18 protein-coding genes are annotated in these 21,334 nt (G+C 66.4%); 9 read left to right on the top strand and 9 right to left on the bottom strand.

Annotated features, from left to right (window positions below; all coding sequences use genetic code 11):
- The first annotated feature begins 147 nt into the window (after positions 1-147).
- Positions 148-2,229, top strand: a complete 2,082-nt coding sequence (locus ABZW96_RS25460; protein WP_355078134.1) for a serine protease — start codon at positions 148-150, stop codon at positions 2,227-2,229.
- Positions 2,230-3,479: 1,250 nt separating this feature from the next.
- On the top strand, positions 3,480-4,394 hold the full coding sequence (locus ABZW96_RS25455) for an SDR family NAD(P)-dependent oxidoreductase (protein ID WP_355078133.1): 915 nt from the start codon (positions 3,480-3,482) through the stop codon (positions 4,392-4,394).
- A gap of 548 nt (positions 4,395-4,942) precedes the next feature.
- Here ABZW96_RS25455 and ABZW96_RS25450 read toward each other — a convergent pair.
- Together ABZW96_RS25450 and ABZW96_RS25445 are read right to left on the bottom strand one after the other, a co-directional pair.
- Positions 4,943-7,876, bottom strand: a complete 2,934-nt coding sequence (locus ABZW96_RS25450) for a tetratricopeptide repeat protein (protein WP_355078132.1) — start codon at positions 7,874-7,876, stop codon at positions 4,943-4,945.
- Positions 7,877-7,977: 101 nt separating this feature from the next.
- On the bottom strand, positions 7,978-8,424 hold the full coding sequence (locus ABZW96_RS25445; RefSeq protein WP_355078131.1) for a hypothetical protein: 447 nt from the start codon (positions 8,422-8,424) through the stop codon (positions 7,978-7,980).
- A 438-nt stretch (positions 8,425-8,862) separates the two neighbouring features.
- On the opposite strand from ABZW96_RS25445, the gene ABZW96_RS25440 reads away from it, so the two are divergent.
- Together ABZW96_RS25440 and ABZW96_RS25435 are read left to right on the top strand one after the other, a co-directional pair.
- Positions 8,863-9,468 (top strand): ABC transporter ATP-binding protein, encoded by a 606-nt coding sequence (locus ABZW96_RS25440; protein WP_355078198.1) that lies wholly within the window; start codon positions 8,863-8,865, stop codon positions 9,466-9,468.
- 14 nt (positions 9,469-9,482) lie between these two features.
- Positions 9,483-10,283: a hypothetical protein gene (locus ABZW96_RS25435; protein ID WP_355078130.1), complete on the top strand. Its 801-nt coding sequence runs from the start codon at positions 9,483-9,485 to the stop codon at positions 10,281-10,283.
- 67 nt (positions 10,284-10,350) lie between these two features.
- On the opposite strand, the gene ABZW96_RS25430 is transcribed toward ABZW96_RS25435, so the two are convergent.
- Positions 10,351-12,360, bottom strand: coding sequence for a polyprenyl synthetase family protein (locus ABZW96_RS25430; RefSeq protein ID WP_355078129.1), 2,010 nt, complete (start codon positions 12,358-12,360; stop codon positions 10,351-10,353).
- Between the two features lie 67 nt (positions 12,361-12,427).
- Between ABZW96_RS25430 and ABZW96_RS25425 the strand changes: the two genes are divergently transcribed.
- Positions 12,428-12,715: a hypothetical protein gene (locus ABZW96_RS25425; RefSeq protein WP_355078128.1), complete on the top strand. Its 288-nt coding sequence runs from the start codon at positions 12,428-12,430 to the stop codon at positions 12,713-12,715.
- 86 nt (positions 12,716-12,801) lie between these two features.
- On the opposite strand, the gene ABZW96_RS25420 is transcribed toward ABZW96_RS25425, so the two are convergent.
- From ABZW96_RS25420 to ABZW96_RS25410, 3 genes are all read right to left on the bottom strand, one after another.
- On the bottom strand, positions 12,802-14,130 hold the full coding sequence (locus ABZW96_RS25420) for a cytochrome P450 (protein WP_355078127.1): 1,329 nt from the start codon (positions 14,128-14,130) through the stop codon (positions 12,802-12,804).
- A gap of 291 nt (positions 14,131-14,421) precedes the next feature.
- Positions 14,422-14,805 (bottom strand): GFA family protein, encoded by a 384-nt coding sequence (locus ABZW96_RS25415; protein ID WP_355078126.1) that lies wholly within the window; start codon positions 14,803-14,805, stop codon positions 14,422-14,424.
- A gap of 654 nt (positions 14,806-15,459) precedes the next feature.
- The gene (locus ABZW96_RS25410) at positions 15,460-16,632 is read right to left on the bottom strand and encodes a hypothetical protein (protein ID WP_355078125.1); all 1,173 of its coding nucleotides are present in this window, start codon (positions 16,630-16,632) and stop codon (positions 15,460-15,462) included.
- 359 nt (positions 16,633-16,991) lie between these two features.
- Here ABZW96_RS25410 and ABZW96_RS25405 point away from each other — a divergent pair, with 359 nt between their 5' ends.
- Positions 16,992-18,164, top strand: a complete 1,173-nt coding sequence (locus tag ABZW96_RS25405) for a protein kinase family protein (protein ID WP_355078124.1) — start codon at positions 16,992-16,994, stop codon at positions 18,162-18,164.
- A gap of 104 nt (positions 18,165-18,268) precedes the next feature.
- Here the strand turns inward: ABZW96_RS25405 and ABZW96_RS25400 are convergent, their stop codons facing one another.
- Positions 18,269-19,018 carry a TetR/AcrR family transcriptional regulator C-terminal domain-containing protein gene (locus ABZW96_RS25400; RefSeq protein ID WP_355078123.1) on the bottom strand — a complete coding sequence of 250 codons (750 nt, stop codon included), beginning with the start codon at positions 19,016-19,018 and terminating at the stop codon, positions 18,269-18,271.
- Between the two features lie 146 nt (positions 19,019-19,164).
- Between ABZW96_RS25400 and ABZW96_RS25395 the strand changes: the two genes are divergently transcribed.
- Both ABZW96_RS25395 and ABZW96_RS25390 read left to right on the top strand, forming a co-directional pair.
- Complete coding sequence (locus tag ABZW96_RS25395) at positions 19,165-19,311, top strand: hypothetical protein (protein WP_355078122.1); 147 nt, start codon at positions 19,165-19,167, stop codon at positions 19,309-19,311.
- Positions 19,312-19,423: 112 nt separating this feature from the next.
- Complete coding sequence (locus tag ABZW96_RS25390) at positions 19,424-19,549, top strand: hypothetical protein (RefSeq protein WP_355078121.1); 126 nt, start codon at positions 19,424-19,426, stop codon at positions 19,547-19,549.
- Between the two features lie 3 nt (positions 19,550-19,552).
- Here the strand turns inward: ABZW96_RS25390 and ABZW96_RS25385 are convergent, their stop codons facing one another.
- Both ABZW96_RS25385 and ABZW96_RS25380 read right to left on the bottom strand, forming a co-directional pair.
- The gene (locus ABZW96_RS25385; protein ID WP_355078120.1) at positions 19,553-20,260 is read right to left on the bottom strand and encodes a hypothetical protein; all 708 of its coding nucleotides are present in this window, start codon (positions 20,258-20,260) and stop codon (positions 19,553-19,555) included.
- 161 nt (positions 20,261-20,421) lie between these two features.
- Positions 20,422-20,748, bottom strand: a complete 327-nt coding sequence (locus ABZW96_RS25380) for a pentapeptide repeat-containing protein (RefSeq protein ID WP_355078119.1) — start codon at positions 20,746-20,748, stop codon at positions 20,422-20,424.
- A gap of 184 nt (positions 20,749-20,932) precedes the next feature.
- On the opposite strand from ABZW96_RS25380, the gene ABZW96_RS25375 reads away from it, so the two are divergent.
- Positions 20,933-21,316, top strand: a complete 384-nt coding sequence (locus ABZW96_RS25375; RefSeq protein ID WP_355078118.1) for a hypothetical protein — start codon at positions 20,933-20,935, stop codon at positions 21,314-21,316.
- The last annotated feature ends 18 nt before the right edge of the window (positions 21,317-21,334 follow it).

The raw sequence follows: 21,334 nt of genomic DNA, 5'->3' as shown, positions 1-21,334 counted from the left end.
GCACGGGCGCGGTGACAATGGACGAACGCTGTCGGGCACTGCCGCGCTGGGCGAAACGCTGAGGTGACGGTGGTGTGACGCGCCTGAGGAACACTCCGCCAGTAGCGGACATGACCACATCAACCTCTGTTTCCAGGCGGTTGCACCATGAATTCTCGTGAACAAGTCCAAGCGGCGTGGTTGAAGCAGATCGGGGCCGCCGCGGAGCGTTACGTCGCGACCGAGACCAAGCGCGAAGACATCGAGCAACGTCGCAAAATGAAGGACAGCCCGGTTGTCGACTCTCCGGAACAGATCAGCGCTCGGGCGCAGCGGCTGGCTACCAGCGGCGAGATGCCGGTCGAGGCCATGATCGAAGCCGGCCGGATCGAGCCCTCCGACCGGATCACGACGCTCGAGCGGATCATCGGCGCCAGCAACGAACTCCAACCGGCCAACTTCCTTTCCCGCGGTGCTCGCACGGCGGCGTCGGTCGCGCGGATATCGCTGAGCCGCAACGGCCGAGAAGTACCGCTGGGCACCGGGTTCCTGGTGTCGCCCCGGCTGCTCTTGACCAACAATCACGTACTTCCCGATCAGGACACCGCCCGGCAGGCCGTGATCGAGTTCGGCGCCGAGACGACGATCGACAACGACCCTCGCCTTCCTGTGCGGTTCCGTCTCGACCCCGACTTCTTCGTCACCGATGAGCACCTGGATTTCACTTTGGTGCCGGTTCGTCCCGGCGCCGACGGCAAGCCGCCCGGCGACGCCGTCGGCTGGTGGAACCGGCTGATCATGGACCAGGGAAAGATCGTCATCGGTGAGGCGATGAACGTCATCGGGCACCCGATGGGCAGGCTCAAGGAGATCGGCATCCGCCGCAACCAGCTCGACTTGCAGCTCGATGACTTCCTGCACTACTCGACCGACACCGAACCGGGGAACTCCGGCTCGCCGGTCTTCAACGACCAATGGGAGGTCGTCGCGTTGCACCACTCCGGCGTTCCGCGCACCGACGAGCAAGGGCGGCTTCTGCGCCGCGACGGCACAGTCTGGCACGAAGGCGACGGTGACGACGCGATTGCCTGGAGGGCCAACGAGGGAGTGCGTATCAGTGCGATCCTCATGCACCTGGCCGGACTGCAGCGCTCGGCGCGCGACCACGAGTTTCTCGCCGAACTCGGTCCCGACGCCGGGCCGGTCGGCGGACCATCGGCAATCCGCCCCCGCCTCGCACCTGCCGAGGACCGCACCGAACAGATAGGTCCGGCTTCGGCGCCGCGTGAAAGCACGGAACTCCGCCACGGCGTCACCGCCCGAGCAGGCGCCTTCGGCGGCACACGTCACCTGCTGTTCCTGCATGGCCGCAGCCAGCATGGTCGCGATCCCGAACTTCTGCGCCGCGAGTGGACCGCCGGCCTCAACAAGGGCCTCACCCTCGCCGGGCTCAGCACGTTCGATCCCGCGGATGCCTTCTTCCCGTTCTACGGCGACCGTTTGGCAGCCCTGCTGCAGCCCACGGAGGAAACGGCACTCGCGCCCGAGACCATGGCCGTCGATCATGCGCTGGCAATGGCGCCGACCACGCCGCAGGCTCGCCGGCTGTACGAACAGATCCTGCAGAACGCGGCCGCGGACGCGGGCATGCCCGCCGAGGACGGGCAACCGGCCGACCGGGTCGAAGCGGAAGGACTCGGTTCGATCGGCAGCGCGATCGTGAGCAGGCTGCAGCGGCAGCTCAGCTGGCTGGCCGCCCGTACCGACCTGGACGAGCTCATCATCGCCCAAGTCTTCCGGGACGTCGCTTCGTACCTCGCCGACGAGCAGATCCGGCAAGCGGTACTCGACTGTGTCCTCGAGACCGCTCCCGCATCGGGACGGCTCACCCTCGTCAGCCACAGCCTCGGCACCGTGGTCGCGATGGATCTGCTCACCCGGCTCCAGCCCCAGCTCGACGTCGCCGTGCTGCTCACTCTCGGCAGTCCCCTGGGGCTGGACGCGGTTTACAACAAACTCCTGGTCCCAGGACCGCACCGGCCGGAGCGTGTCGGCGACTGGCTGAATGCCTGGTCCGTGGTGGATCCGATCACCATCGGATGCCCGCTGCGCCATATCTGGAAGGGACAGCTGCGGGAGATTCCCGTCGACAATCCCAAGGAACGGGCCCACAGCATCGCTGAGTACCTTGCCCATCCAGCTGTCGCGCAAGCCATCCACAACGGTGTCGCGCCGACGACGGGACCATGACGGGGAGTCCGTGGTTCGTGATGGTCCGGCACTCGTCGTGACGCGTCGGACGCGGTCGGTGAGAGCGGCGCTGCCCAGGGCCGGTCCCGGTCACTTGCTCAACCTGGCCGTCAGGTGCGGAACGGCGGCGAGCGAGTTCGCAGTGGTCGGCACCGACCGAGTTTGTGCCTGAGGACTGCGCGGATATTTCGCGGAGTTGCGGACGATTTCTACGGCTGCTCAGAGTCGTGTTCGATGTCGGCGGACCGGTGGCGGATTGCTGTCGGTGCCGCCAGAGTCGTCCCCAACGGTATGAGTTTCCCGCACCGGTTCACGCAATGTGGGTTGCCGACGGATATGTGTGGGCGCTGGGTGCGGCCACGGCCTAGCGAAGGAAGAGTTCAGCGTGGGCCAGCAGGTCCGTCCACCTGGTCGGGGTCACCGTCGCGACCACTGTCGGGCTGGCCTTCGGTGCCTGCTCTCTCGCTTGCACTTTTTCCCACTCGGCGCGGTTTGACCATGCGCCGAATACCGGCGGCCGGAGCATCTTCACCAGCTCGTTTCCGCCGCAACGCGTCGAGATCGATGACACTGGCATCAGGCTCGGCACTGCCCGGAGCATCCTTCGGAGCGGGGTGCCGCGCCGCGCCGGGGTCGACCGGCCACCACCCTGTCTCCCGCTGCAGTTCCGATCGCAGTACGGGCTTGGTCGGTGCAGGATCATAGACGGAGCCACCGTCCGAGCGTCGAGTCTTTGGGAGACGTTCGCCGGCCTCTTCTGCCACGCGCCGCGGGCGACGTGGTAGTCGGGTGACTTTCGACGTGCCGTCTCCCGCTCCGGGAGTCTCCACAGCCTTCATCCCTTCTTCCTGTTTCGGCGCGACCGTTCCAGCTCGTCGTACCCCTTCCGGCTGGGCCCTGGCAAGGGTTCCGGTGCGTCGCTCACGTCCGTATTCTCCCTCAATAGGTAAACCGCTGGGCACCGGAGCCAGGCCCGGGCCGCCGCGAGACTGGCGGGTATACCGGAATGTGTTGCGCACGCTGTGTGCACGACCGCGCTGCCACACGGTGGTGATCGCATCCGGCAGACCTTTCAGGCCGTCGCACACCCGCGACACCATGACCGTCGTCGGCCACGCAAGGACCTCCCGATCGATGTCTCGCCGCCCTCTTGCGCAACCGCGGCGGGAGCGCGACGGTGTGAGTGTGAGTCCCACCCCCGCCGGGCTCGTCGGACAATGCGACGGACCGTCCGATCGTTGGGAGGAAAAATGGCGAACAGGTGGACCGAGCAAGACATACCAGCCCAGAAGGGACGACTAGCGGTCGTCACCGGCGCCAACAGCGGGCTGGGGTTCGAGACGGCCCGAGCGCTCGCGGCGCACGGTGCGTCGGTGGTGTTGGCGGTTCGGGATGTCGACAAGGGCAAACACGCCGCAGACCGTATCGCCGGTGCCGTTCCCGGCGCGGACACCATCATCCAACAGCTGGATCTGACCTCGCTGGCATCTGTACGGACTGCTGCCGAACAGCTGAAATCCGCTCACGCCACGATCGACCTCTTGATCAACAACGCCGGGGTGATGTACCCGCCGAGACAGACCACCAGCGACGGGTTCGAGCTGCAATTCGGGACGAATCATCTGGGACACTTCGCGCTCACCGGGCTGCTGCTGGACAGAATGCTGCCGGTGCCGGGCTCGCGGGTGGTCACGGTCAGCAGTGTCGGACATCGAATCCGGGCGCGAATCGACTTCGACGATCTGCAAGGCGAACGGTCCTACAATCGGGTGGCGGCCTACGGCCGGTCCAAGCTGGCGAATCTGATGTTCACCTACGAACTGCAACGTCGTCTGTCCGGCAACGGCAAAACGATCGCGGTCGCGGCACACCCCGGTGCCGCGAACACCGACCTCATGCGCAACATGCCCACTGCGCTGCGTGCGCTCGTGCCTGTCATCGCGCCCATCGTCACGCAAAGCCCAGCGATGGGGGCCTTGCCGGTCCTCCGCGCGGCCACCGATCCCGGCGTGCTGGGCGGTCAGTACTACGGGCCGGGCGGATTCCTGGAGACCCGCGGCTACCCGAAGATCGTCGAATCGAGCGCCCGATCCCATGACATGGCGATTCAGCAACGCTTGTGGACGGTCTCGGAGGAACTGACCGGAGTCACCTTCCCCGTCTGATCGTCACCGCACGGCCGGAAGGTCGTTCGACGAAGAACCTCCCCAGGCCTTGTCCACGCACCTCCAGCAGTACCTGCACTGCTGCACCGCGCAGGCGGGGGCGGCCAGGGGCTGCCCCAACGACGCGGCGACGAGACAGATTGCAGCACAAGTTGTCCCGGTATCGCTTGCCGTATCACAGGTTAGGACGTTCATCCGACACTCGCACAGTGCCACAACTAGCTCCAGGAATGTGGCGTAGTGGAGAGACCGTGGCTATCGCAATGGGATCGGATGCGCGTGATCGCGGGGTCGCCCCTCGTCATGGGACGTGCGTGATGCCTCGCCGAATTTCGCTGGTGGAGTGTTCGATCTTCGACAGGTCACGCGAGCGTGAGGAGCGCAGCTGCCACGGGACGCTGGTGACCGTTACCGCGGGTTGAAACTGGGCGGGCGGTCAAGGCTCCGTCGTCCACTTGATGCCTGATCAGACGGAGTGAGCCTGGAACTGCATCGTTTCCTGGGTTGACCTGCTGCTGCGCCGCAGGGGGATGTGGCTGAATCGAAGCTCAGGCCGGCGGGTTCGTAGGATGCCGCCGATGGGTCTCGGCTACCTGCTCGGCCGCGGCAAGATGGTCGCGCACCACGTCAGCCAGTGGATGGTCGCTGCCGAGGGCTCGCTTCGTCTGGTCGAACATTGTCTCGAAGAGTTGCACGGCCTCCTCGAATCGGCCTGCCGCGTGATAGGCGAGCGCGAGTCCGTTGATCGAACGCCCGGTGAGGGAGTCGTCGGGGCCGAACTCCTGCTGGTCGATGTTCGCCTCGTACAGGGGAATGGCTTCCTCGAATCGGCCTGCGGCTCGGAGGGTGTCGGCAAGCGCGTTGCGGGTGCTCCGGAGCCGTGGATGGCCGGGAAGAGCGCGGTGGTACTCGGCGAGATTCGTCTTGAACAAGTCGATCGCGGTGTCGAGGTGACCGGCTGAGCGGTACGCGGCCGCGAGGTTGTCGCGAGAGGCGAGGGTGGCGTGGTGGTCTGGTCCGAGGACGCGCAGTCGGTCGGTCAAGGTGGTTCGGTGGTTGGTGAGGGCGTCATCGATGCGGCCTGCCGCGTGGTAGGCGGCGGCGAGGTTGTACCGGTAGGTCAAGGTGTCGGGGTGGTCGAGACCGAGTTCTCGCGCGCTGGCGGAGACGTTGGCCTCCAGCAATGGAATGGCCCGTCCTGGTTGCCGCACTCCCAGGGCGTCGGCGAGGTTGTTGCGCGCCTTCAGGGTGTCGGGATGGTCGGGACCGAGAATCCGGAGGCGATCCCGCAGGGAGGCTTCCTGTATGGCGATCGACTCGTCCCAGCGTCCGGACGCGCTGTAGGCGATGGCGAGCCCGCCCTGAGTGAGCAGGGTGATCGGGTGGTCGGAACCGAGTATCCGGGGAAAATCGGCGATATTCGCTTCGAAAAGTGCGATGGCGTCCGCGAGCCGCCCGGCCGTCTGCAAGGCACAGGCGAGGTTGTGGCGGGTTATGAGTGTGTCCGGGTGTTCCGGCCCGAGGACCCGCAGCCGCTCGACGAGGTTTGCTTCGCCGAGACGGACGGCGTCGTCGGCTCTGCCGATGGCCTCGTAGATCTCGGCGAGATTGTTGCGGCAGGCCAGCGTGACGGGATGATCACCTCCGAAGATCCGCATGGCGTCGTCGAGGTTCTTCCGCAGCAGCGGGACGGCCTCGTCGGTGCGTCCTGCCGCCCCGTAAGCGCGGGCGAGTTTGTGCAGGCAGAGGAACGAATCGACGTGATCGGCACCGAGTACCCTCAGGTAGACGGGCAGAAGATCCTCGAAGATGGCGATCGCGTCCGCGAGGTGACCCGCCGACAGGTGGACCTGAGCGAGCCCGCCGCGAAAGTTGAGGGTCTGGTACGCGTCCGCACCGAATACCTGCTGGCTGTGCGCGATGTTCTCGGTGTGCAGGGCCCTGGACTTGTCCAGGAACCCGGCCTGGAGGTACGTGTCCGCCAGTTGAAAGCGCATGGCCAGCGTGACGGGATGGGCAAGTCCGAGAACCTGCCCGGCGTCGGTCAGGTACGCCTCGAGCCGGGCGGCTGCTTCATCGAGCCTGCCGCAGGCGGCGTGGGCCCGGGCCAGTAGATATCGGGCAGTGAACGTATCGGGATGCTCGCCGCCGAGGATCTGCTCGCTGGAGATGACGACATCCTGCGCGAGGGTCAGCGCTCTGGCGGTGTCGGCGGCCTCGGTCAGCTGCTCGACGGCCCATCTGCGAACGGCGATCATTGCCGCGGCATGTTTTCTGGTGCTGCTGTGCACCATTCCGGTGTCCCACAGCGCGTCGATCTGATCGACGAGATGCGCGCCGTCCTGCCGGCGCGCCCACGCCTGCGAGGGCGGAAACGTATTGCGCATGATGATGGCGAGCGCGGACCGGACGAGTTCGACCGTGGACCGCGCGGCAGGAGCCCGATTACGAAGTGCCGCGGTCGCTCGCCGGAACAAGCTGATGGACTGCGTATTCGAACCGCGTTCGCGCAGCACGCGGCTCACGAGCCGGTGCATGATCAGCGCCTCGCCGGAAGTCGACCAGGACAGCAGGGAACCAGCCACACATCGTTCCAGTGCCTCGTCGACTCGCCTGGGGCTGGTGGCGAGCAGGGATCGGTGCACGCCACCGGGCGAGAGCATGGCCATCGCACCCAGAAGCCAGGCGACGTCGGCCCCGAGCTGGTAATCGCCGGTGACGCCCTCGGTGGTTTCGATGCACAACGAGATCGCCTGGACGACCGACCGGGGATAGTCGTGACCGGCGGTGCGCCGCAATACGGTCGGCAATGGGCTGTCGTGCAGCAGCTGCCGGTACTGCGCGTAGCCGAGGCGGCGACCGACCATCGTCGCCGCGGCGGCGGACAGTGCCAGCGGCAGGTCACCCAGGTCCTCGGCGACCTGATCGGCACCGTCGTCGCCGAGTCCGGTCGAGTCGGCGAGGTAGCGCACCGATTCAGGGCGAGTGAAACAGGTGACGTCGACCGCATCGCCGAAGGCCGCGAAGGACCGGTCGACGCTGGTGATCACGATGCGCGTGCGGCCGCCGGTCGGCAACAGCTCCCGGAGGTGGTCGGCGTCGGTGGCGTTGTCGAACACCAATAGCGCCGCGACGGTGTCTCCGGAGAGGTGATCGCGTAACCGCCGGGCCGACACCGCCGAGTCGCCGTCGGGGTCGGCGACGCCCAGCCGCTGGGCGATATCGGCGAGTCCGGACAGTGTGCTGTCCGGCGTTTCGGCATTGACCCACCCCACCAGACCCTGTCCGGAATCGAACAGTGAGCGTGCGTGAGCGGCCGCCAGGTGGGTCTTGCCCGCGCCGCGCAGTCCGGTGACGACGACGGCCGCCGCAGGGCGCTCCAGTGCTCGACGCAGACGTGCCAGCTCGTCGCGGACGACGAATCGTGGTGGCTCCCGGGGGATCCGGCCGACGACTACCACGCTGGTAGCCGGAGACGACACGCGAATGCCTGCTGTGAGATAGATGTCGCGGGCGTGAACGTCGGAGAGCCGAGTGACGATATGGGTGGTCGGCGCGGGGGCGTCGGTCGAGGCCGCCGCGCTCAGCCGGGGTGTGACGAGTCACCGGCCCCCGCATCGATGTCCTCGATGTGGATATCCCCGCTGAATCGTCCGCCGTGCACCCGCACACCGGTGCCGGTTGCCGTGACGCGGCTGATCCGCAACGCGGCGGCCTCTACCATCTCCAGGTCGACGCCGGCGGCTCCCACGTCCGTTCGCGCTGCCGCGGAAATGAGTTCTGTTGCTGTGGTGAGTAATTCGTGATCATCGGCGGCGCCGTACGCCTCCAGCGCGCCCGCGAGGGCTTCCCGTTCGGCGGCGGCGTCCGGGTCCGCCTCCACCTGTGCTAGATCCACATCGCGATAGCGGCGGGTGAGTAGACCCTTCAACGCCGCATACGCGTCGGTCACGGATTGCTTGGCAGTATCGGTGAGACCGGCGGCGGCGCCGACCGCGACCGCGGTGGCGACTATGGTGGCCGGGTCCATTCGAATTCCCCCTCTGTGGCGACTCGGACGAGTAGCTCAAGTGTGCACGATCGCGGCAAAGCCAACCTTTTCCGTGACTGATTCTGCGTGCTGCCCGGGACCGACCGCTGAGCATGCCGTTCCCAGCGATCACTGGAGACGGCACTTGCGCTCAGTTCAGTGTGAACGTCGCGCTACCCGAGATCAACGCTGCGGTGACACCGGCACGAGCCAAAAACCGTTGCGGCTGTTTGCGATTGGGAGCCATGCCCGGTTTGTCGGGCTGCCCGGCAACTCATCCCGGCCGCCGATCGGATATGCGGACTCGGATACCACAGCCCGGAGAAAGTCACCTTCCGCGCGACGGTTCGGTGTCGCGAAATTGGGGTTCCGGCACCGGGTTTCGTTGTCGATTGATAGCATTCGAGCCGCTGTCGGGCCACTGGATCGGGGGCGTTGATGGAGGTGGAGGACGTCCACCACGCGTACGGCAGACGGTCGGTGCTGCGTGGCATCGACATAGTGTTGCCTCCGGGGATGCTGGTGGGCATCGTCGGTGAGAACGGGGCGGGTAAGTCGACGCTGCTGAAGGTTCTGTCCGGAGAGCTGCGACCGGACCGGGGGAGGGTCCGCCACCGTGGGCGGTTCGGTTACTGCCCTCAGCAGGTGATCCTGAACGACGCCTTCACAGTGCGTCAGCACCTGAACTTCTTCGCCGAGGCCTATGCGATCCCGGACCTGCGCCGCGCGGAGGAGACCATGGAGATCTTGCGTTTCGCGGAGTACGCCGGTGAGCGGGTCGGGACGCTCAGCGGCGGTACGCGGCAAAAGCTCAACCTGACGCTGGCGGTGATGCATGATCCGCAGGTCTTGCTGCTGGATGAGCCGTATCAGGGTTTCGATTGGGAGACGTATCTGCGTTTCTGGGATCTGGTCGCGGAATTCCGTGACACCGACCGGTCGGTCTTGGTGGTCTCGCATCTGGCTCACGACACCGACAAGCTGGACCAGGTGTGGCGGTTGCGCGACGGCGTCTTACGAGGCGGACAGGAGAATGCCGGATGAGCGATCGTGTGCGGTTGTTCGTGATCGCCACGCGCTACGGTCTCATCGAGCACGCGCGTAACCGTTTCGCCATGCTGTTGGTGGCCTTCTTCCTTCCCATATTGATCACCGTGGTCCGCGTGGCCGTCACGGACCTCGCGGTGCCGTTCCGGCTTCGAGACACCGGTCTGGTTCTGCGCGCCAACGGTAACGAGCTCGCTCAGGTCAGCGGCGCCCTGATGGCGGTCTCGCTGATCATAGGTTTCATGATGTTCGCTGCCACTTTCAGCAGCGGCGCATTCGACCGGCGCCTCTCGATGGCGGGGTACCCTCGGGTCGCTTCCGGTTTGGCGAAGATCGCCTGCCTGGTGGTGGCCTCGGTGGTGGTTTGCGTGTACGCCACGGCGGTCATCTGCTGCTACTGGTCGCCGCGGCAGCCTGTCCTGCTCGCCGCGGCGCTTTTCGGCGCGGCGATGACATACGGGGCGCTGGGTGTGGCTTTCGGCGCGCTGCTGCGCCGAGAGGTGGAGGGGATGTTCGCCATCGCGATGATCAGCTGCTTCGACATGGCCGTACAGAACCCCATCGCCAGTGCTGGGGCGGACAGCGATTTCGTGCGCTGGCTGCCCTCCTATGGGGCCATGCAGGCTTCGACCACAGCCGGTTTCTCCGACGCCACGCCATTGACGGGATTCGCCGTACAACTAGCCTGGTTCATCGCGAGCGCCCTCGTCGGTCTGATCGCTTTCCATCGGCGCACCCGTTCCTCTCTTCGACCTACGATGTGGATGCGCACCTGGAGCCCGAAGGGGTCCGGACAGTCGGTGAAGCACTGAGGAGGCATCCCGCGCGACCACACGGTGGAGGTGCGGGACATGACTCTGCTTTGCCCGGCTGTGGAGCTTACGACGGCGTAGGAGCCGGTTCGTCGGCCGGGAGGTAGACCTCACGGCGCAAGCGTTCGAGATCCGGCGCTGCGACAGCGGAGGTTTGCGTATACCGATTGCTTTCACGTCCCCAGAGCCCCACGCTCGTAATGTTCACATACATCTCCGCGTAGTCCTTCCCCTGCCCCGCCAAGCCGGGAAGAACGCGCAGGAGCGCGGGGACGTAGTGGATTACCGCCTCGAGCTGGGCGCGCTGATCCGCCACTTGGCGCCGCACTTGGTCCACGGCTTCGTCGCGAGTGCAGCCGGTTTCGTGATGGACCGCCCGCACCAGGTTGTAAGGAACTCGGTCTGCCTCGTCCTGATCCAGTCCCACCAGGTCGTTCTCCACGAAGGTGACCCAAAAGGCGAGTTCCTCGAGACGGCGGATCACGGGGTGTTCCCGCAGCGTCGATGGCAGTTCCCGGTCGTGGTACACCTCCATGCAGGCGATGGCGGTTTCGATCCCACTGGTCGACATCCGCATCGGCAGGTAGTCGGCCGTGGAAGGGACGTAGCCACTGATGCGATGATGGGCTTCGCGTTCGGCGGCTTCGAACCACTCCTCGATGCCGTCGAGGAACCGCTTCTGCCAGCGGATGGTCCGGCCCTCGCGCAGGCGCGGCCATATGCTCGCCCAAGCCGTCGGAATCGCGCCGGGCCGCCACGGTTTCTCCGGGTCCTGGCGCAACGTCGCCACCATGCCACGTCGCAAGGCGGTCACGGCTTCCGGGTCCCTCAGCTGTGGATCCTCGAAAAGGTCGTCCCAGGCGAGGACCAGCACGGCCATGCCGTAGGCGGTCTGTTCCCGGGCCTCGTTCGCCGCTGGGGCCAATGTTTGCGCCGGGATCTGGATCGCCCCCGTCCACCGGTGGTAGTCCGCCTCGGTAGAGGAGACGGCAAGGCCGGTGTCCACCAGCCAGTTCCGCAACCATCGCCCGAGCTGCGGCGGAAGCCCATCGCCGCGGGTTCGAGGCGGCTGCGTCGAACGCCGGGGGACCGCGCGACCAGGAGTTCGCCGGTCGAGTATGGACCGGGCGTAGGCGGTGATCGCGTGGCGAGCGCCCGGATCGACGGGCAGGGTGGCGAGCTGACCGGCGGCCCGGTCCATGAACTCATCAGCCACCGTTTGTGCTTCGTCCACGGCGCCGCAGGCGATGACGATCTCGCGGGCGCGCGCGGCTTGCTCGAGTGTCATTCTGCTCTGCAACAGGCGAGCAAGGCTTCTGTTGCGGGCGGCCGCGCGGATCACGGGCAGTGTGTAAATGCCCGCGGACAGATCCGCGTTGACGGGCTTACCCAGTTCTTCGGCGGTGGAGGTCAAATCGAGGATGTCGTCATACAGCTGGTAGGCCAGTCCGAAGTACCGGCCGAACTGGGCCGACGCCTGTTGCTGATCGTCGGGCCTGCCGGCCTGCATCGCGCCCACCCGGCATGCCAGCGAGAGCACCGCCGCCGTCTTGCCGTCGATCGCGTCCAGGTAGGACTGCTCGCTGCGGGAGGCCACGTAGAGGTCGGCGGCCTCGATCACCATGCCCGCGCACATCCGCTCACCGGCGATTGCCCCCGCCAGGACTTCCCGCCCGCCGAGTTCGGCCAGCATGCGCACACTTGTGAGCATCACAGAGTCCCCACCCAACACGGCCATATGCGAACCCCACACCACATTGGCACTGGGACGGCCTCGACGCTCGTATGCGTGATCGATGACGTCGTCGTGGTAGAGCGAGCCCAGATGCAGCAACTCGACGGCAGCGGCGGCGCGCACCGCCCGGTCGTCGGCCGGGGCCGCGGGATCGGTGAGCAGGTAGTACGACAATAGGGTCAATGTGGGACGGACCAAGCGGCGCGAGGTATCCGGGCCTTCCGCTGTGAGCGCCGCCAGTTCAGGCCTACCCTCCAGCCGAACGGGTCCGAGAACGTCACGGACCCGGTCCAGGTCCGCATCCAGATGGGGGAAGACAGCCGAATCGATTTCACGTGGCACGCGGGCACTCTCCTGACTGGTTGCATCGGTCATCCAGAACACCGCCGATCAATGGCAATGAGACACCATGTCGCTGCGGAACATGTTGGTATCGGCCGAAATTGAGGCCCGATCCGCAGGTGCGGTGCAGCTCGACCGGACACCGGGAGGGTGCGCCGCGCATCGAGCGATGCCCGATTTACAGCGGGAGTTGTTCCAGGAGGTCATGCTGCGCGAGACCGCCGCCGGTACCTGGATCGACGTTCACGCGGCGCGCTGGCAGGCGACGTTCACCTTCTACGCTGTCTTTCGGCCCGCAGATCGTTCGCGATCGTCGACCACCAGCAGGGCCTCTCCGCTGAGCGTGCTCTGGTGATGGCGCGGCCGCGCTGGCACCTGCACGACTCCAGTTGCTCGAAGACTCCCGCGACGGCGAATCAGTCTGCCGTGGTGCAGGTCTGATCAGCGGGGATGCAGGGTTATCCGGGCGTTGTAGGCGGGGCTGAGGCCGGTGTGATAGCGACGTGGGGGCTCGACGAGACCGGTGGCCGCACCGATGCGACGATGCTCGAGAATGGTGCGGAAGAGGATGCGCGCTTCCGCCAAGGCGAATTGGGCACCCAGACAGCGATGCGCGCCGGCGCCGAAGGTCAGCCAGGTGCGGCCGTTCGGCGGCTCGTCGAGGAAGCGTTCAGGGCGGAAGGTCATCGGGTCCGGGTAATGCCGTGGTGATTCGTGAATGAGGAGAATCGGGACTATGACGATGGCCCCCTTGGGGACGTGGACTCCGTTGACCACGGTGTCGCGCAGTGCGCGCCGTCCGGTGAACGGTGACACCGGGCGGATTCGCATTGTTTCGGCGACCACGGCGTCGAGGTATGCGTCGAGCCGGGCGGAGTCGCCTGCGTCGACCGCTGCATCGAGCTCGGCCATGGCTGCCGGGTGGACGGCCAGCATGGCGGCGATCCAGCCGAGCGTGATCGCGGTGGTCTCGTAGGCGCCGAGCAGGATGCCACGCATATTGCGGGCCAATGCGGCGTCGTCGTGCTGATCCAGTTCGGTGCCGACATACCGCGACAGCACATCCTTCCGGCCGTTTCTGTCACCGGGCGTGGACCGGCGCGCGGCGATTTCCTCGATGATGAGGGCGTCGACCTCGGCCTGGCGGCGGCTGAGCGGCGGGTAGGGCAACGTGTAGCCGCCGACCAGCGGGGTGAGCAAGGTGACGGCGAGAAAACCGCGACTTTCTATTTCCCCGAACCACCGGCTCACCGCCTGTTTCAGCCGGTCCTTGCGGGGCGCGGCCACGTCGCCGAAGACGACGCCGAGCAGCACGCCGATGGCCAGGTCGTAGCCGACCTTCAGAAACTCGAACGGTTCACCGACAGGCCAGCTCGGCAGTTCGCGCTGGACCACCTCCACCATGAGGTCCTCGTAGGACCGGAGTGCCTTGCTCTGGAACGGCGGTGCGAACAGCTTACGTTCGCGGCGATGTTCGTCACCGTCGAGGAAGATCAACGTCTGCTTGCCGAACATCATGTCGTGGCTGGAGAAGCGGCTCAGCACCTGCCCGACCGAGAAGTCGTCGTGGTTGGCGAACAGTCCTCGCACATCGTCCATGTCGTAAGTGACCAGCATGGTCGGAAATCCTGGCGGCGAGACGACGAACCGTTCGCCGAATTCCAGCAAGGGGGAACGGTGCGTGCCGGGGCGCATCAGTCCACCGATCTGCGCGATGTGGCGGGTGCGTAGCCTAGGGAGTTCACGCAGAGACAGCGTGGCATGCGACATGTAGCCATCCTTAACCCGTCGCTCGGCGACTCGCAAACATGAAATCCCCGCAGTGGCAATAGATACCGGGCCTATCACCGCTTCGCGCAGGCGAAGTCGTCGACGTGCCGGTAAGGATCTTGTACTCGAGTGTTCAGTGCATCACCGCGCGAGGGCCACCTGGCGCCCCGCTGACGTGGGCCCGGGCGTCGGTCCTCGGTGGGGCGCCGATTGGATCCCCGGCCCCGTCGCCGTCATCGTCGGCCGCCACGACCGGCCCAAAAACCTGCTCGGCGCGGTGAGCGCCCAGGACTACGAACCACCGTCGACGGTTTCGATCACCGGCAGCCACGGCACGGCGTGGGATTTGAAGGACTGGTGTACCGGGGTGAGCGCGCTGTGGTCGTCGAGGGCCATCATCGTGATCCCCATGGCGGTGCCGCCGTCGTCGATCGCGGCGACGAGCGAGCCACAATTGGGGCAGAAGCCGCGTTTGGTGGTCGGGAAGGTTGCGAACCAGGTCGGCTCACCGCCCGCACCGGTCCATTCGAACTTCTCGAGCGGGAAATCGACCCAGGCTGTGACCGGCCCGCCGGCCAGCTTCTGGCAGTGCGGGCACGAGCACAGGTGCGGCCATCCGGCCTCGGCATAGGCGCGGAACCGGATCTGCCCGCACAGACAGCCACCCTCATACATCGGCTTTCCCCTCTCTACCGAAAAGTGTTGTGAATACAGCTAATTCGCGCATCGCGTGACAGCCTTGACGTCCGCCCCGGTCAGCGTAATGGAACGCGGCGGGCCGAGCGGGGACTTGCGGCTGTGCCATGTGTCAGAACACCGCGGACTACTGAAAGAGTCTGATGTCGCGTGCCCCGGTGGCGGCCATGCAGAGACGTTCGGATGCCGATGCCGAGTCCGACACTGCGGGCCGGACGGCCCACCGTCCCGCGCTCGGCGCGGACCGCGGCTCAGTTGCCGGGTTGGCGTCGCGGTCGTGACTGGTGGGGTAGCCGTCGTTGTACCACTGGCCGTTCGCGTCGCGGGTCCGCCCTTCGAATTCGGTGCCCCCAACGTTCTCCCCGGGCCCAGGGGGCGCGGTGTCCGTCGTGTTGGCCATGAGCTCGTTGCCGGCGACCTCGTTGGGCGGCGTGCCCAGCGGGCTCAGTACTCGAACGTCCCTCGCGCCGGCCAGGTCCCGTCCTCGCGGTTGCGCATCTCTGCCCAGGCCACTGCGTTCGCCGATGTGGTGTCGGTCGGTTGGTAGGCCAGGGTGTGTTTGGTGCCAGCGGTGTATCCGACAGCCGTCACTGCTGCGGATCCCACCATACGGATCCGTCCTCGCCGTTCGGCTCACCGGATCCCGAATTCCGCTCTGAGCGCGGCGAACAGCGTGTCCACCTCGGGGCCGAAGACCAATCCCGTGGCGTACAGGGTCGTCATCGCGGCATCGAGGGCGTCGGGTCGGTTCGCGTCGATGATGGTGGGCAGTGCGAAGGACGGACGGTGGATCGGACCCAGGTCGAAGGGGTTCGCCGTCGTACCGGCCGAACCGAGAACCATCGTTGCTTCCATTGCGCCGACGTGTTCGTCATCCGGCGGGCCGAAGTCCTCGTCGTGCAGTCGGGTCATGGCCGCGTCTACGTCGTCGAACGGGGGCGGTAGCGGTCGGCCGTCCCGCAGCGCCGCCAAGGCGGGCCGCACCCATGGCCGGTCGCCGAGGCCTGCTTTCGCGCAGGCTTGGGCCGCCGACCAGCGCGCCAGGCGCCGCAACTCGGGATCACCCATGGTGGCGATCGCCTCGGCGATCGCGCGGTCATGGCGTGCCAGGTCTTCCGCGCCCGGGTGATCTTCCAGCCGGGGTATCGGCTCCCCGCCCCAACGCTGCCGCTGGAAAGCGGCCGCTTGCGCCGGTAGTTCGTCGATGTGCAGGCGGCGAGAGCCTTTGTCGTCGACTACGACGACCCATTCCTCCGCGTCGACCGACGCGGTGACCTCGGGTAGCGGGACATTCTCGGGCACACCGTATCCGGGCATGTTCCACTGCATGGCCGGTAGCGGTTCGCTGCCGTCGTCCGGCCAGAGCCGGATACGCCACACGTCGCCGGGTTCGGTCGACCCGGGCCAGCCGTAGTTGACGAATCCACGGCCGCTGATCTCGATCAGGTACTGGCCCTCCGGAACCGGGCAGTCGACCGCGCCGTCGGTGGGCGACGACAGGCACAGTGTGCCCTCCGGTCCGACTCGCAACCGGGTCTCACACACTTGCTGCCACTCGGCGCGATCGCCGGGCGGCCGCTCGTCCCAAACCTGAACCGTTACTGGCATATGGAAGTTGTTCTGGTGCGGGCTCAACACCACCACCGCCAGCCCATCGGAGGCGAACGGGTGCGCCGCCAGCGCCCGGTCGAGCAGTTCGAGTTCCTCGACCGGGCTCTCGACGCCACCGTCGATGCGGAACTGCCCGTAATCCATGAACAGAATCACGGTTTCCTCGCTGACCGGCCGCCTGAACACGGTGCTCATCGCGTCATCCTGGCACGCGAGGCATCTCGGCCCGAGGGCGACGTTCCCGGTCAGGGGGAGTCTGCATGCCGGACCAGCGCGGCGGCATGCGGCGCGACGGGCGCTGTGCGTATCTCCGAGTGCAGTCGGACAACCGTATGGTCCGTGGCCGTGCTGCGGATCGGCGGCATGTCGAAAGCCAGCGGCCCCGTAGCCTCGGACCGTCACTTGACGCCTACGTGGAGCTCGTGACGTAGAGTGCGGTTCCGGAGGACAAGCCGGGACCGCCGTCGGGTGCGGCCTGCGGACCGGCCTCCTGCCCGCTCCGCAGGCCGCCGGTACGACCGCGTGGCCATGGCTGAATCGAGGTCGGCGCTCACGTGGAGACCGCAGCGAACTCCCCGCACGCAGTGACGTCCTCCTCCCCGGGCGCGGCGATATCCCGTGACGCGGCGACGACCCGCCACATGGCGCGCCCGGCGCGTCTGCAAGCCCACAGCGCCGTCTCCACGGCCCTGGCGCTGCACAGCGATCCCGCGCTGCGCGAGCTCGTGGACACCGCCACGCCGATCGGCGCCGGTATCGGCGGGAAGTCGGCGCTGCTGGAGGTCGCCGGAACCCCGGTCTTCATGAAGCGAGTGCCCCTCACCGACCTGGAACGGCAGCCGGAGCACGTCCGGTCCACGGCGAACCTGTTCGACATGCCGCTCTTCTGCCAGTACGGCGTCGGCCTCATCGGCGGGCCGGGCTTCGGAGCCTGGCGTGAACTCGCCGTGCACACCATGACGACGAACTGGGTGCTTGCCGCCGAACACGAGGGCTTCCCGCTGATGTACCACTGGCGGGTGCTGCCGGACACGACGCCGCTGCCGGAGGAGCTCGCCGACATCGACCGTGCCGTCGCCTACTGGGACGGCCGACCGCAGGTACGCCACCGGATCGAGGCCCTCCAGAACTCTTCGGCGAGCATCGTGCTGTTCCTGGAATACATCCCGCAGAACCTGCACGAGTGGCTCAACGCCCAGATCGAGGCGGGCGACGAGGCCACCGACTGGGCCTGCGCCATGGTCGAGCGGGAACTGGCCGCCCGCACCGCGTTCATGAACAGCCGCGGGCTGCTGCACCTCGACGCGCACTTCTGGAACATCCTGACCGACGGTCGACGCCTCTACTTCGGCGACTACGGCCTCTCGCTCTCCTCGGCGTTCGACCTCTCACCGGAGGAGGCCGCGTTCTTCGACCAGCACCAGAGCTACGACCGCGGCTACACCGCCACCTACCTGGTGCACTGGCTGGTCACGGCCCTGTACGGGCTCCGGCGGGAGGACCGGGAGGCGCGCGCCGCGATGGTGTGCGCCTTCGCCGAGGGTAAGCCGCCGGAGGGCATCCCTGGGCAGGCCGCCACGGTCATCACCCGGTACGCGCCGATCGCCGCGGCGATGTCCGCGTTCATGCGCGCGTTCCAGCAGGAGAGCCGGAGCACCCCGTACCCGGACCAGGAGATCCGCTGCCTGCTGGGCGGCCAGGCCTTTCGGAGCCCTGACGTTAGGTGACCACCGTGTCCTCGGAGCGAACATGTAGTTGGCGAACACCGATCGACATGACGGACAGGGAGTGTTCCGGCCCCGTTCATCGACAAGGCGTGGACTCTTGCCAACTATGCGGACCATTCGGAGTTGTTCTGGCTGTTTGCCGACGCGCCGACGCCACCGACGCGTGCGCTGACCAGACTCACGATCAGGTCCACCGTGAAGTCGAACTCGCGGCCGCGGTCGAAGCGGGCGAGGTGGGCAGCGGCAAGGCGGACCTGGGGCAGTCCGGATGACTCGAGGGTGCTCTGCCGTTCGGCGATTTCGCCGGGGTCCGCGGTGCCGTAGGTGGGCCCGGCGGAGGCTTCGCGCAGCAAGGTTCCGATCAAGGTGGCCAGCAAGGCGCGCATCAAGTGAACGGCGTCCTCGGGGCTGCAGCCGGTGCGGCGCAGTACCGCGAGAGCGGCCTCGACCGGAGCCAGGCCGGCGGCCGATGAGAGCTGGCGGGTCAGGACCAGAGTGGCGGCTTGGGGGTGGGCGAGGGTGATCCTGCGGAACTCATGCGCCCATGCTCGGAGGTCATCTTCCAGCGAGCCGGTCTGCTCCGGTGGACGCAGTTGCTCGAGCAGGTATTCGGCGACCGCGTCGAGCAGGTCGTCCTTGTCCCGCACGTAGTGGTAAAGGCTCTTGGCATCTACACCCAGCGAGCGGCTGACCGACCGCATGCTCACCGCACCGACACCTTCGGCGTCGATCACCGCCAGAGCTGCCTCTCGGATCGCCGCACGGGAGAGCCGGCCCTGCGCCTTCGGTGGACGCCCGCGACGGGCCGAGGCCTGGCGGGTCGAGGTCGGTGGCGTCGCGGGTGCGGGGTTCATGGCTTCCACTCTGGCATATTTCCCACGTTGTGGGTTTACTGGATCGTGCTGATCGACCTGCCCGGCCACAGCCGCGAGCATGCAGCCGTGGCGGTCGATGCGGCCAGCTCGACGGCAACGGATCGACGCCGCGCGCGATCACCGCGATGGAACGCGTGATCGCCTACGACTGGCAGAAGGTCGAGGCCAACCACGCGCGCCTGCGCGAGCTGCGGGCCGCCGCCGAACCTGATCTGCTGCTGGTCAACGCCCACGACCCGCAGCTGCTCGACCGCGCCCTCGGACGAGGCTGAGCCACTTCCCACCCCATCCCGAGCCTGTGGTGACGTACGCCCGTACCCCGGGGTGCCCTGAGGCGGCTGCGTCCTTCGACGGAAAGAGCCAGATCTTCGGTGACCTCGCCAAATGGGTCAACCGCGGCAGCAGCTCGCCGGTGAGGACTACCGGAGCCTCTACGACGAAGCCCTCGCGCTCGGCTACGAGTTCGGCCCGAAAGCCAGGTTGACACATCTCCGTGAGCGCGTCACTTGATGCTCAGCGGTTTGCGGATAGGTCATCGCGCCCGGCCTTGATGAATTCCACATTTATGTGATCCAAGTCGGCGACGAAATCGTTGATAGTTTTGACCATTGCAGCCGAATCATGCTCCCACTCCGCAATATCCGACTCGTTCGGCGCGCCAAAGCTCAAATATTTCCGCGCAAAAGTGACCCATTCGTCCTGATTGAATCGGATATAACGCTCGGCGAGTCGACCCGCGACATCCGCCATCGCGGGGCTCCCTACCATCATCGCCAATTCCAGCTGACCCAGAACACGAATGCCCACGCGAGAGTATTCGGGTAACTCAGGTTTGACCTCTTCCCGACTTGTGCGCGCAATCAATTTTCCTTGTATCCTGCCAAGCTGTTCGAAAAGCGCGAATAACGTTGTAGCACAGTCGACATAGACCTTCTGACGATCGGAGCGCACAGCTTTATCCGTCTCGATACGGACGGTCCTATCAGACTGAGCGATGTTGACGTAGACCGCCGAACCCGCAGCGACAACACTCGAGATGACAGCCGCAACAAGTGCCGCGAACAGCGTGTATCGGCCACTCCGGCCAGCGACCTCGAGTGCGCCCTGGCGCGTCGGCTCGGCGTCAGGCTGTCGATCCGATGCCGCCGAGCCCGGATCTCCTTCACGCGGCGGGTGTGCAGCATCCTCCGACTCGGGCATCGGTCCGGTATCGGCGTTCATCACCTGCTCCTAGGCACGCACATACCCACGTTGCGATTGTCCCCTACGGGACAGTGCTCGACCGCCAACGTAATCGCATGGCAACTTTCCAGCTAACATCATCTCCGTGCCAATGGGCCGTAGCAGTCACCTTGTCGCGCCGGTCGCGTAAGACGCGTCAGCTACCGCCGAGGCGGCGACGGTAGAAACCCAATGCGATTTGATCGCTGGCGCGCCGGCATGCATGGTCCCGGGGGGCCGGGGCCTGAAGAATGGTGGCTGGCCTGGCCGGGATTTTCATCACCGGAGCGGGGGCGTGTATCCGTCCCGGCCAGCGCGGCGTCGTGGTACACCACACCGATCAGGACTGCGTCGCTGAGGTCGGCGGCGGTCAGGTCGGCGTGGCGCAGGTCCGCGCCGATGAGTTCTGTGCCGGTTGAGCTCGCGCCGACCCGCTGCAAGGTGGTCACGGCGGTCCAGGTGACCGCGTGGACTTGGTCGTCGGTCATCGGCAACTGAGCAGGTGATGGCGCGGAACCGCCGTGCAGGCGTCGAGGCAGGTCGAGAAAGTGGTGAGTTCCGCCGACCGAAAGCCTGCACTGGCCCTCGCTTCGGAGTTATCGTTGAAGTCCCTGCTGGAGGCCATGGTCGGGGTGCACAACAGACCTCCTGGCTGTGGCCTTGGGATACGACATGCACGCACCGACCGCGTCGCTCGCCGACAATCTCTGCATGCCGCCGCTCGCGAAGCCAGTCGCGGCGGTCGATGCCACCGCGCTGGTCCGGCTGGCAGGGGCAGATGCCAACTCGCTCGAGTTGAGCTTCATCGTGGGTAACGAGTCGATCATCAGTGGTCCGCCAGTGCACCGTGAAGTCGGCGGGCTGTTCACATTTGCCGCCGATCCGGCGGTATCCAGCAAGTCGCGGCGTCTATGGCCTTCCGAATCGAGCGGTCGACGTCTGCCGTCTTACATCCCGGACTGCGGCCGATGCGTCGACGGAACCTGTGTCGGCGCGGACGCCGTCCTGAGCCTGGCTCAGACTGAGAGAAAGGAATACGACATCTGTAGTGCTTGATCGTGAGGAATGGCCCGA

Source organism: Nocardia sp. NPDC004168, from assembly GCF_040610355.1.
GTDB lineage: Bacteria > Actinomycetota > Actinomycetes > Mycobacteriales > Mycobacteriaceae > Nocardia > Nocardia sichangensis.
Note: the sequence above shows the minus strand (reverse complement) of the source record. Positions and strands in the feature narration are given on the sequence as shown.

Excerpts from the sequence above, each read along its gene's own strand:
- ABZW96_RS25460 (WP_355078134.1), top strand. The coding sequence starts at position 148 with ATGAATTCTCGTGAACAAGTCCAAGCGGCGTGGTTGAAGCAGATCGGG.
- ABZW96_RS25455 (WP_355078133.1), top strand. The coding sequence starts at position 3,480 with ATGGCGAACAGGTGGACCGAGCAAGACATACCAGCCCAGAAGGGACGA.
- ABZW96_RS25445 (WP_355078131.1), bottom strand. The coding sequence starts at position 8,424 with ATGGACCCGGCCACCATAGTCGCCACCGCGGTCGCGGTCGGCGCCGCC.
- ABZW96_RS25440 (WP_355078198.1), top strand. The coding sequence starts at position 8,863 with ATGGAGGTGGAGGACGTCCACCACGCGTACGGCAGACGGTCGGTGCTG.
- ABZW96_RS25425 (WP_355078128.1), top strand. The coding sequence starts at position 12,428 with ATGTCGCTGCGGAACATGTTGGTATCGGCCGAAATTGAGGCCCGATCC.
- ABZW96_RS25420 (WP_355078127.1), bottom strand. The coding sequence starts at position 14,130 with ATGTCGCATGCCACGCTGTCTCTGCGTGAACTCCCTAGGCTACGCACC.
- ABZW96_RS25415 (WP_355078126.1), bottom strand. The coding sequence starts at position 14,805 with ATGTATGAGGGTGGCTGTCTGTGCGGGCAGATCCGGTTCCGCGCCTAT.
- ABZW96_RS25410 (WP_355078125.1), bottom strand. The coding sequence starts at position 16,632 with ATGAGCACCGTGTTCAGGCGGCCGGTCAGCGAGGAAACCGTGATTCTG.
- ABZW96_RS25400 (WP_355078123.1), bottom strand. The coding sequence starts at position 19,018 with ATGAACCCCGCACCCGCGACGCCACCGACCTCGACCCGCCAGGCCTCG.
- ABZW96_RS25395 (WP_355078122.1), top strand. The coding sequence starts at position 19,165 with ATGGAACGCGTGATCGCCTACGACTGGCAGAAGGTCGAGGCCAACCAC.
- ABZW96_RS25390 (WP_355078121.1), top strand. The coding sequence starts at position 19,424 with ATGGGTCAACCGCGGCAGCAGCTCGCCGGTGAGGACTACCGGAGCCTC.
- ABZW96_RS25385 (WP_355078120.1), bottom strand. The coding sequence starts at position 20,260 with ATGAACGCCGATACCGGACCGATGCCCGAGTCGGAGGATGCTGCACAC.
- ABZW96_RS25380 (WP_355078119.1), bottom strand. The coding sequence starts at position 20,748 with ATGACCGACGACCAAGTCCACGCGGTCACCTGGACCGCCGTGACCACC.
- ABZW96_RS25375 (WP_355078118.1), top strand. The coding sequence starts at position 20,933 with ATGCACGCACCGACCGCGTCGCTCGCCGACAATCTCTGCATGCCGCCG.